At 70.0% G+C, this 15,387-nt stretch carries 14 protein-coding genes; 2 read left to right on the top strand and 12 right to left on the bottom strand.

Annotation, left to right across the window (positions count from 1 at the left end; translation table 11 throughout):
* Positions 1–9: 9 nt before the first annotated feature.
* The 4 genes from OG542_RS11330 to OG542_RS11345 all read right to left on the bottom strand — a co-directional run bounded on the left by OG542_RS11330 (position 10) and on the right by OG542_RS11345 (position 6,304).
* On the bottom strand, positions 10–1,428 hold the full coding sequence (locus OG542_RS11330) for a sugar porter family MFS transporter (protein WP_261684007.1): 1,419 nt from the start codon (positions 1,426–1,428) through the stop codon (positions 10–12).
* Between the two features lie 222 nt (positions 1,429–1,650).
* On the bottom strand, positions 1,651–5,229 hold the full coding sequence (smc, locus tag OG542_RS11335) for a chromosome segregation protein SMC (RefSeq protein ID WP_328410390.1): 3,579 nt from the start codon (positions 5,227–5,229) through the stop codon (positions 1,651–1,653).
* Positions 5,230–5,439: 210 nt separating this feature from the next.
* Complete coding sequence (locus OG542_RS11340; protein ID WP_030852030.1) at positions 5,440–5,643, bottom strand: hypothetical protein; 204 nt, start codon at positions 5,641–5,643, stop codon at positions 5,440–5,442.
* Between the two features lie 379 nt (positions 5,644–6,022).
* Entirely contained in the window at positions 6,023–6,304 is a 282-nt protein-coding gene (locus OG542_RS11345; protein ID WP_189727968.1) for an acylphosphatase, read from the bottom strand.
* A gap of 162 nt (positions 6,305–6,466) precedes the next feature.
* On the opposite strand from OG542_RS11345, the gene OG542_RS11350 reads away from it, so the two are divergent.
* Together OG542_RS11350 and OG542_RS11355 are read left to right on the top strand one after the other, a co-directional pair.
* A complete protein-coding gene (locus OG542_RS11350) occupies positions 6,467–7,615 on the top strand; it encodes a CAP domain-containing protein (protein WP_328410392.1) in 1,149 nt (382 codons plus the stop codon).
* A 69-nt stretch (positions 7,616–7,684) separates the two neighbouring features.
* Positions 7,685–8,083, top strand: a complete 399-nt coding sequence (locus OG542_RS11355; protein ID WP_189727964.1) for a winged helix-turn-helix transcriptional regulator — start codon at positions 7,685–7,687, stop codon at positions 8,081–8,083.
* Here the strand turns inward: OG542_RS11355 and mutM are convergent.
* The 8 genes from mutM to recG form a co-directional block, all read right to left on the bottom strand.
* Positions 8,073–8,933, bottom strand: a complete 861-nt coding sequence (gene mutM, locus OG542_RS11360; RefSeq protein WP_328410395.1) for a bifunctional DNA-formamidopyrimidine glycosylase/DNA-(apurinic or apyrimidinic site) lyase — start codon at positions 8,931–8,933, stop codon at positions 8,073–8,075. The genes OG542_RS11355 and mutM overlap by 11 nt on opposite strands.
* A gap of 75 nt (positions 8,934–9,008) precedes the next feature.
* Positions 9,009–9,803 (bottom strand): ribonuclease III, encoded by a 795-nt coding sequence (rnc, locus tag OG542_RS11365; RefSeq protein WP_311130406.1) that lies wholly within the window; start codon positions 9,801–9,803, stop codon positions 9,009–9,011.
* A 19-nt stretch (positions 9,804–9,822) separates the two neighbouring features.
* Positions 9,823–9,996 carry a 50S ribosomal protein L32 gene (rpmF, locus tag OG542_RS11370; RefSeq protein ID WP_003951102.1) on the bottom strand — a complete coding sequence of 58 codons (174 nt, stop codon included), beginning with the start codon at positions 9,994–9,996 and terminating at the stop codon, positions 9,823–9,825.
* Between the two features lie 2 nt (positions 9,997–9,998).
* Positions 9,999–10,643 (bottom strand): YceD family protein, encoded by a 645-nt coding sequence (locus OG542_RS11375; RefSeq protein ID WP_184598546.1) that lies wholly within the window; start codon positions 10,641–10,643, stop codon positions 9,999–10,001.
* Between the two features lie 128 nt (positions 10,644–10,771).
* Entirely contained in the window at positions 10,772–11,839 is a 1,068-nt protein-coding gene (locus tag OG542_RS11380; protein ID WP_328410398.1) for an ATP synthase F0 subunit B, read from the bottom strand.
* A 58-nt stretch (positions 11,840–11,897) separates the two neighbouring features.
* Positions 11,898–12,377 (bottom strand): pantetheine-phosphate adenylyltransferase, encoded by a 480-nt coding sequence (gene coaD, locus OG542_RS11385; protein ID WP_053668759.1) that lies wholly within the window; start codon positions 12,375–12,377, stop codon positions 11,898–11,900.
* Positions 12,378–12,403: 26 nt separating this feature from the next.
* On the bottom strand, positions 12,404–12,991 hold the full coding sequence (gene rsmD / locus OG542_RS11390) for a 16S rRNA (guanine(966)-N(2))-methyltransferase RsmD (protein WP_328410400.1): 588 nt from the start codon (positions 12,989–12,991) through the stop codon (positions 12,404–12,406).
* A gap of 110 nt (positions 12,992–13,101) precedes the next feature.
* The gene (recG, locus tag OG542_RS11395; protein ID WP_328410402.1) at positions 13,102–15,339 is read right to left on the bottom strand and encodes an ATP-dependent DNA helicase RecG; all 2,238 of its coding nucleotides are present in this window, start codon (positions 15,337–15,339) and stop codon (positions 13,102–13,104) included.
* Between the last annotated feature and the right edge of the window lie 48 nt (positions 15,340–15,387).

Below are 15,387 nucleotides of genomic sequence, written 5' to 3' on the forward strand. Positions count from 1 at the left end.
GGGGCGGGCTCAGCCCATCTCCTCCAGGGCCTTGCCCTTCGTCTCGCTGACGAACTTCAGGATGAACGGGATGGAGAGCGCGGCGAAGGCCGTGTAGATCACGTACGTCACGGAGAGGTTCCAGTCGGCCAGCGACGGGAAGCTCGCGGTGATGGCCCAGTTGGCGATCCACTGCGCGGCGGCCGCCACACCCAGGGCCGCGGCACGGATCCGGTTGGGGAACATCTCGCCGAGCATGACCCAGACGACCACGCCCCAGGACAGGGCGAAGAAGAGGACGAAGACGTGCGCGGCGATCAGGGCGATCCAGCCCTGCGCGGCCGGCAGCCTGCCGTCGACCAGGGGGTGGGAGAACGCCCAGGCCTCCAGCGCCAGGCCGACGACCATGCCGACCGAGCCGATGATCGCGAGGGGCTTGCGGCCGATACGGTCGACGAAGATCATCGCGATGACGGTGCCGACGATGTTGATGATCGACGTGGTGAAGGAGTAGAAGAACGAGTCCGCCGGGTCGACGCCGACCGACTGCCACAGCGTCGAGGAGTAGTAGAACGCGACGTTGATGCCGACGAACTGCTGGAAGACCGACAGGCCGATACCGATCCAGACGATCGGCTTGAAGAAGAAGCTCCCGCCGAGCAGGTCCTTGAAGCTGGACTTGTGCTCGCTCGTCATGGCGTGCTCGATCTCGGCGACGCGGGCGTCCAGGTCGATGTCCTTGCCCTCGACCTCGGTGAGGATCTCCCGGGCGCGCTCGTGCTTGCCGACGGAGATCAGGAAGCGCGGGGACTCGGGGATCGCGAAGGAGAGCAGGCCGTACAGGACGGCCGGAATGACCATGACGCCGAGCATGACCTGCCAGGCCTCCAGGCCCATCAGCTTGCCGCGCTGGTCACCGTCGGCGGCGTTCAGCACACCCCAGTTGACCAGCTGCGACACGGCGATGCCGATGACGATCGCGGCCTGCTGGAAGGAGCCGAGCCTGCCGCGGTAGGCGGGCGGGGCGACCTCGGCGATGTAGGCCGGGCCGATCACGGAGGCCATACCGATGGCGAAGCCACCGACGACGCGCCAGAAGGCGAGGTCCCACAGGGCGAAGGGGAGCGCGGACCCGACGGCGCTGATCGTGAAGAGGACCGCCGCGATCTGCATGCACCGGATGCGGCCGATGCGGTCGGCTATCCGGCCGGCGGTCGCGGCGCCGATGGCGCAGCCGATGAGGGCGACGGCGATGACCTGGGCGAGTGCTGCGGAGCCGATGTCGTAGCGGCCGCGGATGGCCTCGACGGCGCCGTTGATCACGGAACTGTCGTAGCCGAAGAGGAAACCGCCCATCGCGGCCGCCGCCGCGATGAAGATGACGTGCCCGAGATGTTCGGGGTGAGCCGTCCTGGCTCCGGACTTGGGTGCCTGCGCTGTGCTGGTCACGTGTACTCCTCGGGCCACCGGCAACGCTGCCGGAGGGGATCAGCCCTTCGAGGTCCACCTGAAGGTACCTGAAGGTAAAAGGAACGTTGCCGAGACTATTCCTTCAAGTTTCGAAGTCAAGAGGTCGCGAGACGTGAATCTGCGCCAGGAGTGTGAGGGCAATGTGTTCAAGTATTGAAGTCACCAAGAGTCGCAGGTGAAACAGGTGTATACAGCATCCACCTAGCGCAGGCGCTGGCTGATGACCTTCGACACACCGTCGCCCTGCATGGAGACGCCGTACAGCGCGTCGGCGACCTCCATCGTGCGCTTCTGATGGGTGATCACGATCAGCTGCGAGGCTTCCTGCAGCTCCTGCATGATCCGGATGAGCCGCTGGAGGTTGGTGTCGTCCAGGGCGGCCTCGACCTCGTCCATGACATAGAACGGGCTGGGCCGCGCCTTGAAGATCGACACGAGCATCGCCACGGCGGTCAGCGACCGCTCACCGCCCGAGAGCAGCGACAGCCGCTTGACCTTCTTGCCCGGCGGCCGGGCCTCTACGTCCACGCCCGTGGTGAGCATGTTGTCTGGGTCGGTCAGGATCAGCCGCCCGTCACCACCGGGGAACAGCCGGCTGAAGACGCCCTCGAACTCCCGGGCCGTGTCCCGGAAGGCCTCGGTGAAGACCTGCTCGACGCGCTCGTCGACCTCCTTCACCACTTGCAGGAGGTCCGCCCGCGTCTTCTTCAGGTCCTCGAGCTGCTCGCTGAGGAACTGGTGGCGTTCCTCCAGTGCCGCGAACTCCTCAAGGGCGAGCGGGTTCACCTTGCCGAGCTGCTGGTAGGCACGCTCGGCCGACTTCAGACGTTTCTCCTGCTCGGACCGGACGAACGGCTTCGGCCGGTTGCGCGGGTGCTCCGGATCCTCCGGCAGCTCCTCGCCCTCGGCGGGGGGCGAGGGCGGCACGAGCTGATGCGGTCCGTACTCCGCCACCAGTCCGGCCGGTTCGACACCCAGCTCCTCCAGCGCCTTCGTCTCCAGCTGCTCGATCCGCAGCCGCTTCTCGGCGCCGAGTACCTCGCCTCGGTGGACCGAATCCGTCAACTTGTCGAGTTCGGCCTTGAGATCGCGTCCCTCGGTGCGGGCGCGGGCCAGTTCCTGCTCACGGCGGGCCTTGGCGGCCTCGGCTGCGGTGCGCTCCTCGTCGGCGCGGGCCAGGGAGACCTCGACGTGCGCGAGCAGCTGCCGTGCGCCCGAGCCGACGGCCTCGGCGACGGCGGCCTCGTGCCGCAGCCGGGCCCGCCGCTGCTCCGCACGCGCGCGTGCCTCGCGTTCGGCGCGGGCGGCCCGGTCGAGCGAGTCGGCCCGTCCGGCCAGGCCCTTGACGCGTTCCTCGTGCGTACGGGCCTGGAGGCGGGCCTCCATCTCGGTCTGGCGGGCGTTGGCACCGTCGGCGGCGAGCCGGTCCCGTACGGAGGGGTCGGGCTCCTCCTCGATCGGCATCTCCTCGGCGACGGCGAGCCGCTCGGCGAGTTCCTCGACCTCGGCGAGGGCATTGTCGAGGGCTTCCTGTGCCCGGGCGGCGGCGGCCGTGGAGCGCTCTGCCTCCCCCGCCGCTCCCCGGGCCTGCCCGGCGAGCCTGCCGAGCTGCTGGGCGACGGACGACTTCTCCCGGTCGGCGGCCCGGCGCCGCTCCCCCACGTCCTCGACGAGCGCGGCGCACTCCTTGCGCCGTCCGACGGCCTCGTGCTGGGCCTCAGTGAGCTCCTCGCAGCGGACCGCCAGCTCTTCCAGCTCGGCGGCGGCCTCGTCCACGGAGGCCTGTACCTCGAGGAGGCTGGGGGCGCCGGCGGATCCGCCGTGGGCGAAGTGTGCGCCGAGGAGGTCGCCTTCGGCGGTGACGGCGGTGAGGTCGGGGTGGGTGTAGACGAGGTCTTCGGCGTCTTCGAGGGTGTCGACCACGACGATGCCGTGGAGGAGCCGTCGTACGGCGGGCATCAGCTCGGTGGGGCCACGGACCAGGTCGGCAGCCAAGATCCGTCGTTCGTCTGCGGGCTCGCTGGGGCTGGTCGCGCAGTTCCCCGCGCCCCTAGGGGCGGGAGCCCCTGCCAAGAGCAGAGTCGCCCTGCCCCCGTCCTGTTTGCGGAGGAGTCTGATCGCGTCGGCCGCTGATGCCGGGGTCGTCACGGCGATCGCGTCCGCCGCCGCGCCGAAGGCCGCTGCCAGGGCGACCTCGTGTCCCGGGGTCACGGTCAGGAGTTCCGCCGCCGGGCCGAGCAGGCCGGAGAGGCGGTCCTTCGCCGCGAGCAGTATTCCGGTGCCGTCCTTGCGGCGCAGGCCCAGTGCCAGGGCTTCGTGGCGGGCCTGGGTCGCGGCGCGCTTCCGTTCCGCCGCCGTGGCCGCCTCGCGGGCTGCCGTGAGGGCGGCCTCGGCGTCGGCGAGCTGCTGCTTCGCCGCCTCGTGCTGTTCGGCGAGTTCGGCGTCTCCGGCGTCGAGGCCGTCGACCTCGGCCTTGAGCGCTTCGTACTCTTCCTGGGCGGCGACGGCCCGCTCCTGGGCCTCGTCGCGGGCGGCGGCGAGGCGTTCGATCTCGGCCTGGGCCGAGGCCGCGCGCGAGCGGGCCGCGTTGACCTGGCCGCTGAGCCGGGCCAGTCCCTCGCGCCGGTCGGCGATGGCGCGGGCGGCGTCCTTCAGGCGCCGTTCCTCCTGGGTCAGCGCGCGCTCCAGCTCGGCGCGGTGGGCGACCGTGTCCTCCAGGGCGCGTTCGGCCGCCTCCAGGGCCGCCTCCAGCTCGGCTTCCTGCTCGCGGATGCGGGCGGCCTCGCGCTCCATGTCCTCGGGGTCGCGGCCGCGCCGCTCCTCGGGGGGCGCGGAGGTGGCGCTCTTCACGCGGGCGTCGGCCAGCGAGATCGTGCCGCGCACCCGCTCGGCGAGCTGGGAGAGCTCGTACCAGGTCTGCTGGGCGCGCTGGAGGCGGGGCGTGAGCTGGCGTACCTCGTCCTCCAGGAGGGCCTCACGCTGGAGCGCTTTGCGCAGGTCCTGCTCGGCGGCCTCCTTGCGCCCCTTCAGCGCGGCCTCGTCGGCGACCTCGGCGTTGAGGGCTTCCTTCAGCCGTACGAGGTCGTCGGCCAGCAGCCGCAGGCGGGCGTCGCGCAGGTCGGCCTGGATGACGGCGGCCCGGCGGGCGACGGCGGCCTGGCGGCCGAGCGGCTTGAGCTGGCGTCTGAGCTCGTCGGTCAGGTCCTGCACCCGCGCGAGGTTGGCCTGCATCGCGTCCAGCTTGCGCAGCGCCTTCTCCTTGCGCTTGCGGTGCTTGAGGACGCCGGCGGCTTCCTCGATGAAGGCCCGGCGGCCCATGGGGTCGGCGTGCAGTACGGAGTCGAGCTGGCCCTGCCCGACGATGACGTGCATCTCGCGGCCGATGCCGGAGTCGGAGAGGAGCTCCTGGATGTCGAGGAGGCGGCAGGTGTCGCCGTTGATCTGGTACTCGCTGCCGCCGTTGCGGAACATGATCCGCGTGATGGTGACCTCGGCGTACTCGATGGGCAGGGCCCCGTCGGAGTTGTCGATGGTCAGGGACACCTCGGCGCGGCCCAGCGGGGGGCGGCCGGTGGTGCCGGCGAAGATGACGTCCTCCATCTTGCCGCCGCGCAGCGATTTGGCGCCCTGCTCGCCCATGACCCAGCTGAGCGCGTCCACGACGTTGGACTTGCCCGAGCCGTTCGGTCCTACGACGCACGTGATACCCGGCTCGAACCGGAGTGTGGTCGCCGAGGCGAACGACTTGAACCCGCGGAGGGTCAGGGCCTTGAGGTGCACGCCGCCGGACTCTACCGCCCGGGTTCGTCTCACTCCATGAACCCACGGTTTCGCCGCTGAACGCGTAGGGCACACCACACGTTAAAGACGGTGAAAGGATGCGGGGGAAAGAAAGAAGGGACGCCGACGGCGTCCCTTGCACTTCTGACAACTTAGCGGTTATGACGGGCGGCCCAACCACTGCTGTGCTGTTGTGGAGCGGTGCAGTGATCAGGTGAGCGCAGGCTCCGCCTGGTGTGCGTCAACGCTCTCCATGATCCTGTCGTGAGAAGCGGCAGCCGTCAGCGCCTCGTTCTCGGCCTGGATCCGTCCGAGCTCGGATTCCAGGTCCTGGACGCGCTGCTGGAGCCGTCGCATCTCGGCGAGGAGTCGAGGGTCGGAGCCGCCGACGTAACCGAGAAGCGCCTTTGCCATGATGGATGGTCCTCCACAATGCGTGACCGACCGATGCGGTGTGGGTCGTGAGGGATTCGCACCCGCGATGTTTGGCAGGGCCTGGAGTTGTACCGCCGTTCAGCCATGCCAAACAGCTAAGGTGCGCGGGGCTTTCAGCGTCTCACCAAAAAGTTTGACGGTCAACACGATCACGCCCCGTATCGGGGGCCGACCGGGCGCGCACGGCCTGAAACGGCGACACTGCGGCTTCTGCGGGGCCCTCGGGGCGTGGCGATCATCCTTGCGTGCGGAGCCTGCCAAGGCAAGCGATTCTTGGCAATCACCAGCCACTTTCCGTCCTGGGCGGCCGTCGGCGGCCTGCCTGCGGCGCCCCTGAGGCCCGCCCCTCAGCGCGGGATCAGCGGATGGCGAAGCCGTCGTAGCCGCCGCGAGGTGTGTCCCAGATCTCGGTGACGCCGTCCACACGGCCGGGCGTGTCGTCACCCTCGAGCCACTCCAGCAAGCCTTCACAACCCTCTCGCGCGCCCTCCGCGACCACTTGGACCCGGCCGTCGCCCAAATTGAGAGCAAAACCACTCAGGCCGCCGATCTCCAGCGCCTTGGCCCGCGTGAACCAGCGGAAACCCACACCTTGGACGCGTCCACGCACCCAGGCGACCAGTCGCACATCCTCACTCATGACTGCAACCTAACCGCCCAATCTCCCTCGGGCTCACTTCCTCCACTTGCGCCATGCGGTACCGTCCCCACCCAACGAATCTCATATGAAACTCACACCATCGAGTGAGTTTGGTGTTGATCTCGAGGACGAGTCGACTGCCAGGACGAGGAAGGCCAGAACATGGGACGCCACCGTCGCTCCGACGCCGGCCGCGCCGCCACGGGCAGCGCCACGGGGATCATGCAGGCCGACGGCACCGCGGAGGGCCACGATCCGCTGCACGACGCGGAGTACGGCCCGACCATGGGCATCGCGCCCTATCTGAACCCGGAGGCGTACGCCGGCACCTACGCGCGGAGCGAGGCCTACCTGTTCGAGACGGAGGCCCCCGCGGCGGGTGACGGGTACGCCGCCATTCCCCGCCAGCGGACCGCCGAGACGGCCGTCTTCGCGAGCGACGGCTACACCCCCGAGGGCGGCACCCGGCGGGCGGGCTCGCACCGCCGCCGGAAGAAGGCCGCACGGCCGATGCGCACCGGTCTGCTCGGCGTGTCCGCCGCGGTCGCCATCGGCACCGTCGCGGTGGCCACGGGCGCGGTCCCCGGCCTCGAGAACTACAAGCTCGGCGGCGACGGCGGCGCCGACAAGGTGCAGGCCGCGAACACGCCGACCAACACCCCGTCCCAGCAGGGCGGCACCTCCGGCAGCGCCGACGGCCGGGGCGGCACGCCCACGAGCCGGGACGCGGAGCGCTCCCTGTCGCCGTCACCGTCCGGCTCGACGTCGTCGGCCGCGCCGACGAAGACGCCCGAGAAGCCGGAGAAGACGCAGGAGAAGACGCCGGAGAAGAAGAAGCCGGCGGCGACCCCCAGCGAGAAGCCGGAGAACACGCCCTCCCGCACGGCCACGCAGGCGCCCGAGAAGCCCAGCGCACCCGCCGCCCTCTCCGAGGAGTCCGCCGCCGCGGCCCAGGTGCTCAAGCTGGTGAACGAGGAGCGGGCCAAGGTGGGCTGCAGCGCGCTCGCCGCGAACAGCGCGCTGACCGAGCTGGCGCAGAACTACAGCGAGGACATGCGCGCCCGGGGCTTCTTCGACCACACCGACCCCGACGGCAAGACGCCGTGGGACCGGGCCGAGAAGGCCGGGATATCCAACCTCGGCGGGGAGAACATAGCCCGCGGCCAGGCGGACGCCGCGGCCGTGATGGATGCCTGGATGAACAGCCCCGGCCACCGCGCCAACATCCTGAACTGCGACTTCAAGACGCTGGGCGTCGGTGTCGAGCTCGGGTCGGGCGGCCCGTGGTGGACCCAGAACTTCGGCTACTAGACCCTGCATGCACTAACCAAAAGTTAGCGCAACCTGTTGGCCAGCGCTGTGCTGGCGTATTCTGGGGGCATGACCACCACCCAGGAGCTCACGGAGGGGCTGGACGACCTTCCGTACAGCGTGTTCGCCAAGGCGTGCCCTTCGCGTGGCACGCTCGAGCACGTCACAGGCCGCTGGGGCGGGCTCGCGCTGACCGCTCTGTACGAGGGGTCGCTGCGCTTCAACGAGCTGCGCCGCCGGGTCGACGGTGTGAGCGAGAAGATGCTGTCCCAGACACTGCACGCGCTGGAGCGCGACGGCCTGGTCCACCGCGAGGCCCAGCCGACCAACCCGCCCCGTGTGGACTACGAACTGACGCCGCTGGGACGCGGGGTGGCCGAGCGGCTGCTCGCCCTGATCCACTTCGTGGAGGGCAGCATGGACGACGTCCTGGCCGCGCGCGAGCGGTACGACTCCGCTAGGGCGTGATCCGCGGCGGTCGCTGGCACTTCGGGCAGTAGTAGCTCGACCGGTTCATCCAGGGCCGCCGGCGCATCGGCGTGCCACAGCGCCGGCAGGGCAGGCCCTCGCGGCCGTACGCGTCCAGAGACCGGTCGAAGTAGCCCGACTCGCCGTTGACGTTGACGTACAGGCTGTCGAAGCTGGTGCCTCCCACGGCGAGGGCGGAGTTCATCACGTCCCGCACATGGCCCAGCAGCGACAGCGTGCGTGGACGTGTGAAGGTCGCGGTCGGGCGCTCGTAGTGGATGCGGGCGCGCCACAGCGCCTCGTCCGCGTAGATGTTGCCCACGCCGCTGATCAGCGACTGGTCGAGCAGGGCCCGTTTGATCGTGGACCGCTTGCGGCGCAGCGCCCGGTGGAAGGCCTCTTCGTCGAAGAGCGGGTCGAGCGGGTCGCGGGCGATGTGCGCGATGACGTCGGGCAGGCCCTCGGGTGTGTTGTCGTGCAGTGACAGACCGCCGAAGGTGCGCTGGTCGACGAAGCGGAGTTCGGTGTCCCGGGCGTCGGTGAAGCGGGCGCGGATGCGCAGGTGCTTCTCGTCGGGAGCCGCGTGCGGCTGCACCAGCAGCTGGCCGCTCATGCCGAGGTGGGCGAGGATCGACTGGTCCGTGTCCTCCAGGGGCAGCCACAGGTACTTGCCCCGGCGGCTGGGCGTGCCGATGCGATGGCCCTTCAGGCGGTCCGCGAAGTCGTCGCCGCCCGCGAGGTGGCGGCGCACCGCGCGCGGGTGCAGCACCTCGACCTCGGCGACCATCCGGTGGGCGACCCACCGCTCCAGGCCGCGCCGTACGACCTCGACCTCGGGCAACTCGGGCATGGGCTCCCCCGGTGTACGAGCCGAGCGCCCGCCCCCGGGCAGGGGCGGGCGCTCGGGTGCGCTGTTTCTGTTCGGTCAGGCGGATGCCGGCTCAGGGCCGGCGCTCTCGTCGGCGACGGCCTGCTGGGCGGCCGTCTCCTTGGCGCGCTCGTCCGCCGCGGCCCGGATGGACCTCCAGGCGGACTCGGCGGCCTGCTGCTCCGCCTCCTTCTTGCTGCGGCCGGTGCCGGTGCCGTACGAGACGCCTCCGACGCGGGCGGCAGCAGTGAAGGTCTTCTCGTGGTCGGGTCCGGTCTCCGTGACCAGGTACTCGGGCACACCGAGCCCCTCGGTCGCGGTGAGTTCCTGGAGACTGGTCTTCCAGTCCAGGCCGGCTCCGAGGTTCGAGGACTTCTCGATCAGGGGGTCGAACAGACGGTGCACGAGCTCCGCCGCGGACTCCAGCCCCTGGTCGAGATAGACCGCACCGATCACCGCTTCAAGGGTGTCGGCGAGGATGGACGCCTTGTCCCTGCCGCCCGTGCCCTCTTCACCGCGGCCGAGCCGGATGAAGGAGCCCAGGTCGAGCCCACGGCCCACCTCCGCCAGCGCACGCGAGTTGACCACCGCGGCCCGCAGTTTGGCCAGTTGGCCTTCGGGCAGGTCGGGGTGGGTTCGGTACAGCGTGTCCGTGACCACGAGGCCGAGGACGGAGTCCCCGAGGAACTCCAGGCGCTCGTTGGTCGGCAGACCGCCGTTCTCGTACGCGTAGGAACGGTGGGTCAGCGCACGCACCAGAAGGGCGGACTCGAGCTTGTACCCGAGCCGCCCTTCCAACAGCGTGTGGGACGAGGCCTGGTTGTCCGCAGAGTTTTTCTTCGGCGTGGACACAGTGCCTCTCACCAGCCGCTCAGACCTCGAGGACCTGGCGCTTGTTGTAGGTGCCGCAAGACGGGCACGCGATGTGCTGCTGCTTGGGCTCGTGGCAGCGCTCGCACGCAACCAGGGTGGGGACCGCAGCCTTCCACTGCGACCGGCGGTGGCGCGTGTTGCTGCGCGACATCTTCCGCTTCGGAACAGCCACGGCTACTTCTCCTGCTTCTCGTCGACGCCCGGTTCGGCGCCGCTCATCTCGTCCTTCTCGCCGTCCTGCATGGTGCCGGCGAGTCCCTGCAAAGCCGCCCAACGGATGTCGACGGCGTCGTGGTGGTGGTCCGGGTCGTCCGCCAGCCGCGCACCGCACTCGGCACACAGACCAGGGCAGTCTTCCTGGCACACCGGCTGCATCGGCAGTGCGAGCACCACCGCATCACGCAGCACGGACTCGAGGTCGAACAAGCCGTCCTCGAGGAAGAGCCTGTCCTCGTCGTCCTCGGCGTCGTCGCCCGGTTCCGCGATCACACGGCCCCGGTCGTCGGCGTCAGGGTACGAGAACATCTCCTGGAACTCCGCTTCGACGTCGAGCTGAAGCGGCTCCAGACACCTTACGCACTCCCCCTCGGCCCCGGCACGGGCGGTGCCTGTGACAAGCACCCCTTCCATGACCGACTCCAGGCGGAGTTCGAGCTCCACCGGGGCGCCTTCCGGCACTCCGATGACTCCCTTGATACCGAAGTCCTTGGGAGCGTCGACCGTGCGGGTCAGGCGCTGCAGCGCACCGGGCCGCCGGCCCAGCTCGTGCGTGTCGAACACGAGGGGGTTGCGGTGGTCAAGGCGGGCGTTCAGAGCCATTCCTGCTTTCGATCTTGCGAGCTGAGAGGGTTGCCGCCCTTCGGTGTTGCGGGCAGCGTGGATCGCGGACGTACGCGCGACCGAAGAGCCAGGATACTGGACCTTTCGCTGTCGGCCCAATCCGGTGCTCAGCCGTTGCCGCGACCCTGCTCGTAGGCCCTCAACTGCTCGGCGCTGATCATGCCGGTGTCGAAGAGGCTGGTCTCGTCGAGGGCGTATCCCTGGTGGCCCTGCTGGGCTTGTTGCGCCTGCTGGGCCTGCTGGACCTGGTTCGGGTCGTACGCGGCCTGCTGGGCGTCGTAGCCCTGGTAGCCATAGGGGTCGGCCTGCTGATAGCCGTACGGGTCCTGCTGGGCGGCGTAGGCCTGCTGCTGGTAGCCGCCGCCGTAGGGGGCGGGCTGCTGCTGATAGCCATAGGCCGGCTGCGGCTGTCCGTAGTCCTGCTGCTGGGCGGGCTGCTCGGCCGGGGGCTTCTGCTCCGCGAGGGCGGCCAGGTCGGCGAGGTAGTCGGCGTCACTGGAGTGCTGGACCGTGCTGAGGTCGTCGGCGAGGGCGCCGAGGTCGTCGCTGGCGATACGGCCGTGCAGCTTCTGCCGACCGCGGCCGACTGCCTCCAGGGTCTTGGCGAGGACCGCCTCGAAGGAGCCGAGCTTGGCGTGGACGTACTCGTCGGCGGTACGGCGCAGGGTTTCCGGGTCGTGGCTGCGCTCGGGGGCGTCCTCGTCCTCGTAGCCCTGCTCGTCGACGCCGGGGCCGGTACCGAGGAGCTTCTCGCGGCCGCGGCCGACGGAGCCGAGGGTCTTGGTGAGGACGACCTCGAAGTTGGCGAGCTTGGAGTCGACGTAGTCGTCGGCCTCGGCGCGGACCTCCTCGGCCTCCTGGCGGGCCTCGGCGAGGATCCGGTCGGCCTCGGCCTGGGATCGGCGGGCGACCTCGGTGTCGGAGATCAGAGAGCCGCGCTCGGCGTGCGCCTGCCCGATGATGCGCTCGGCCTCCTGGCGGGCGTGCTCGACCATCTGCTCGCGGCCGCCGATCAGCTCCTGGGCCTGGGCGAGCGAGTCGGGCAGCGCCGCGCGCACCTCTTCCAGCAGCGAGAGCAGTTCGGCGCGGTTGACCACGCACGAGGCCGACATGGGCATGGACCGGGCGCCGGAGACCGCGGAGACGATCTCGTCGAGCTTCTTCTGCACGTCCACCGTGTGCTCGCCACTCTCTACAGATGCGTTGGAGACGGACGGGTCGACTGTAGTCCCATCAGTCCTTGCGCAGACGCTCGTTGAGGACCTCGAGGACCTCCGCCGGGACCAGGTGGGAGACGTCGCCGCCCCAGGTCGCGACCTCCTTGACCAGGGAGGACGACAGGAAGCTGTAGGTGGGGTTGGTGGGGATGAAGAGGGTCTCCACGCCCGAGAGGCCGTTGTTCATCTGGGCCATCTGGAGCTCGTAGTCGAAGTCGCTGACCGCGCGCAGGCCCTTGACGATGGCGGGGATGTCGCGCTGCTTGCAGAAGTCGACGAGCAGGCCGTGGAAGGCCTCGACACGGACGTTCCCGTACTCGGCGGTGACCCGGCGGATCAGGTCGATCCGCTCCTCGATCTCGAACAGGCCCTTCTTGGCCTGGTTGATCATCACCGCGACGTAGACCTCGTCGTACAGCCTGGAGGCGCGGGAGATGATGTCGAGGTGTCCGTTGGTGATCGGGTCGAACGACCCGGGACAGACGGCACGGCGCACTTGCGTTCCCTCGCTCTCCGGTCCGGTCATCGTGCGTCTTCGCACGTAGAGGCGGCGCGACCGTACCAAAACGTTCCCTCGCCGTAGCGACGGGCCCGGAGGGCTTCGAAACCCTCGGGCCACCGGAATTCACCGCCTCTGGTGCTGCGCTCCACGGTGACGAGGGCTTCTTCGGCGAGCCAGCCTTCCGAGCGGAGTGTGAGCAGGATCTCGCGAAGATCGTCGTCCGTGACGGCATAGGGCGGATCGAGAAAGACGAGGTCGTACGGGTCGCCGGGGGGTGGCGTGCGGATGATCTGTTCCGCTTTGCCTGATCTGACCTCGGCGCCGGGGAGTCCGAGGGACTTCACGTTGTCGCGGACCGTGCGGGTCGCTCGCGCGTCGGCCTCGACGAGGAGGGTGTGGCCCGCGCCCCGGGAGAGGGCCTCCAGGCCCACGGCGCCTGAGCCCGCGTAGAGGTCGAGGACGCGTTCGCCTTCCAGGGGGCCGCCGAGGAGGGACTGCCAGGTGGAGAAGAGGCCTTCGCGTGCGCGGTCGGATGTGGGGCGGGTGCCGGTGCCTGGGGGTACGGCCAGGCGACGTCCGCCGGCTGCGCCGGCGATCACGCGGGTCATCTTCGGTCCTTGGTCGTGGACGGCTTCAGGTATCAGTGTGGCTGGTCGCGCCCGCGCGGCGGTAGCCGCATATGGAGTACAGCCCCGCGCCCCTGAAGGGTCAGTCACCCTCACCCCTTTTCCAGGTACTGCTCCCTCTCCTCGTCCAGAAGGGCGTCCAGAGCCGTACGCAGTCCGGGAAGGCTGGTCAGCTCCGGGTCGGCCGCCACCACCGCTGTCGCCTCCTCCCGGGCCTCGGCGATGATCTCCTCGTCCTCGATGACGGCGAGCATCCGCAGGCTGGTGCGGGCGCCCGACTGGGCCTGGCCGAGGACGTCACCCTCGCGGCGTTGTTCCAGGTCGATGCGGGAGAGCTCGAAGCCGTCGAGGGTGGCGGCGACGGCGTTCAGGCGCTGGCGGGCCGCGCTCGCCTCGGGCATCTCGCTGACCAGGAGGCACAGGCCGGGCGCCGAGCCACGGCCGACGCGGCCGCGCAGCTGGTGGAGCTGGGAGACGCCGAAGCGGTCGGCGTCCATGATCACCATCACGGTGGCGTTGGGGACGTTGACACCGACCTCGATGACCGTCGTGGCGACCAGGACGTCGGTCTCCCCCGCGGCGAAGCGGCGCATGACCGCGTCCTTGTCGTCGGGCTGCATACGGCCGTGCAGGACCTCCACCTTGAGGCCGCTCAGCGGGCCCTTGGAGAGCTGGTCCGCCACGTCGAGGACGGCGAGGGGCGGGCGCTTCTCCGCGGCGTCCTCCGGGGACTCGGAGGACTTCTTCTTCGCGGCCTTCTTCGGGTCGTCCTCCTCGTCGCCGATGCGCGGGCAGACGACGTAGGCCTGATGGCCGTTGCCCACTTCCTCGCGCACCCGCTCCCACGCTCGTGCCAGGAAGTGCGGCTTGTCGGCGGCCGGGACGACATGGCTGGCGATCGGCGAGCGGCCGGCCGGGAGCTGGTCGAGGACGGAGGTCTCCAGGTCGCCGAAGACCGTCATGGCCACCGTGCGCGGGATGGGCGTGGCGGTCATGACCAGGAGGTGCGGGGGCTGTTTGCCCTTGCCGCGCAGGGCGTCGCGCTGCTCGACGCCGAAGCGGTGCTGTTCGTCGACCACGACCAGGCCCAGGTCGTGGAACCGCACCTTGTCCTCGATCAGCGCGTGCGTACCGATGACGATGCCGGCCTCGCCTGTGGTGAGGTCGAGCAGGGCGTGACGGCGGGCGGCCGCCCCCATGGACCCGGTGAGCAGCACCACCTTGGTGGCCCGCTCGGCCCCGCCCAGCATGCCGCCCTCGGCCAGCTCACCCATCATCTCGACGACGGACCTGTGGTGCTGCTGGGCGAGCACTTCGGTGGGCGCGAGCATGGCGGCCTGCCCACCGGCGTCGACCACGGCGAGCATGGCGCGCAGGGCGACCATCGTCTTCCCGGAACCGACCTCCCCCTGGAGCAGCCGGTGCATCGGATGGTCGGTGGCCAGGTCGTCGAAGATCTCTCTGGAGACCCGCCGCTGGCCGTCGGTGAGGGTGAAGGGGAGACGGGCGTCGAAGGAGGTGAGGAGGCCGTCGGGGGTGGGCTTGCGGGGAACCGCCGGGAGTTGGGCGTCCGCGTGGCGGCGGCGGGCGAGGGCGACCTGGAGGACGAAGGCCTCGTCCCACTTGAGGCGGGCGCGGGCATCCTCGATGTCCGCCTTGGTGTGCGGGCGGTGGATCTTCAACAGGGCCTCGGGGAGGGGGACCAGGCCGCGGCCCTGGCGCAGGGAGTCCGGCAGCGGGTCGACGGCCTCCTGGGCCGTGGGCAGGACGGTCTGGAGAGCCTTGCCGATCTTCCAGGACTCCAGCTTGGCGGTGGCGGGGTAGATCGGGATCAGGGCGCCGGCCCAGGTCTCGACGGACTCGCCGGCTTCGTCGGGGTCGCCGCGCAGCAACTCATAGGCCGGGTGGGCCAGTTGGAGGCGACGGTTGAAGACGGAGACCTTGCCCGCGAACATCGCGCGCGTGCCCGGCAGGAGCTCTTTGTGGGGCTTGTGAACACCGGCGCCGAAGAAGACCAGTTGGAGGCGGCCACTGCCGTCCGTGATGGTGACTTCCAGGCGCTGGCCCCTGCCGCGCGGGGCCTTGGCGGAGGCGAAGCTGTGCAGGCGCGCGTCGGCCACCTGGGCGACCACCGTGACGTGCTCGTCCATGGGGAGCTCGGCGAGGTGGGTGAGCTGGCCGCGCTCCTCGTATCTGCGCGGGTAATGGTGGAGGAGGTCGCCGACGGTGAGCAGGCCGAGGTGCTCGGCCATCACCTTCGCGGTGGCGGGGCCGAGCACCGACTTCAGTGGTTGTTGCAGCGGTTCTTCCAGTGCGGGCACGAGATCCATTGCACACCACACCACTGACAATGCCGTAGAGGCCGCGGTGGACGTCGC

Source organism: Streptomyces violaceus (genome assembly GCF_036014075.1).
Classification (GTDB): Bacteria; Actinomycetota; Actinomycetes; order Streptomycetales; family Streptomycetaceae; genus Streptomyces; species Streptomyces violaceus.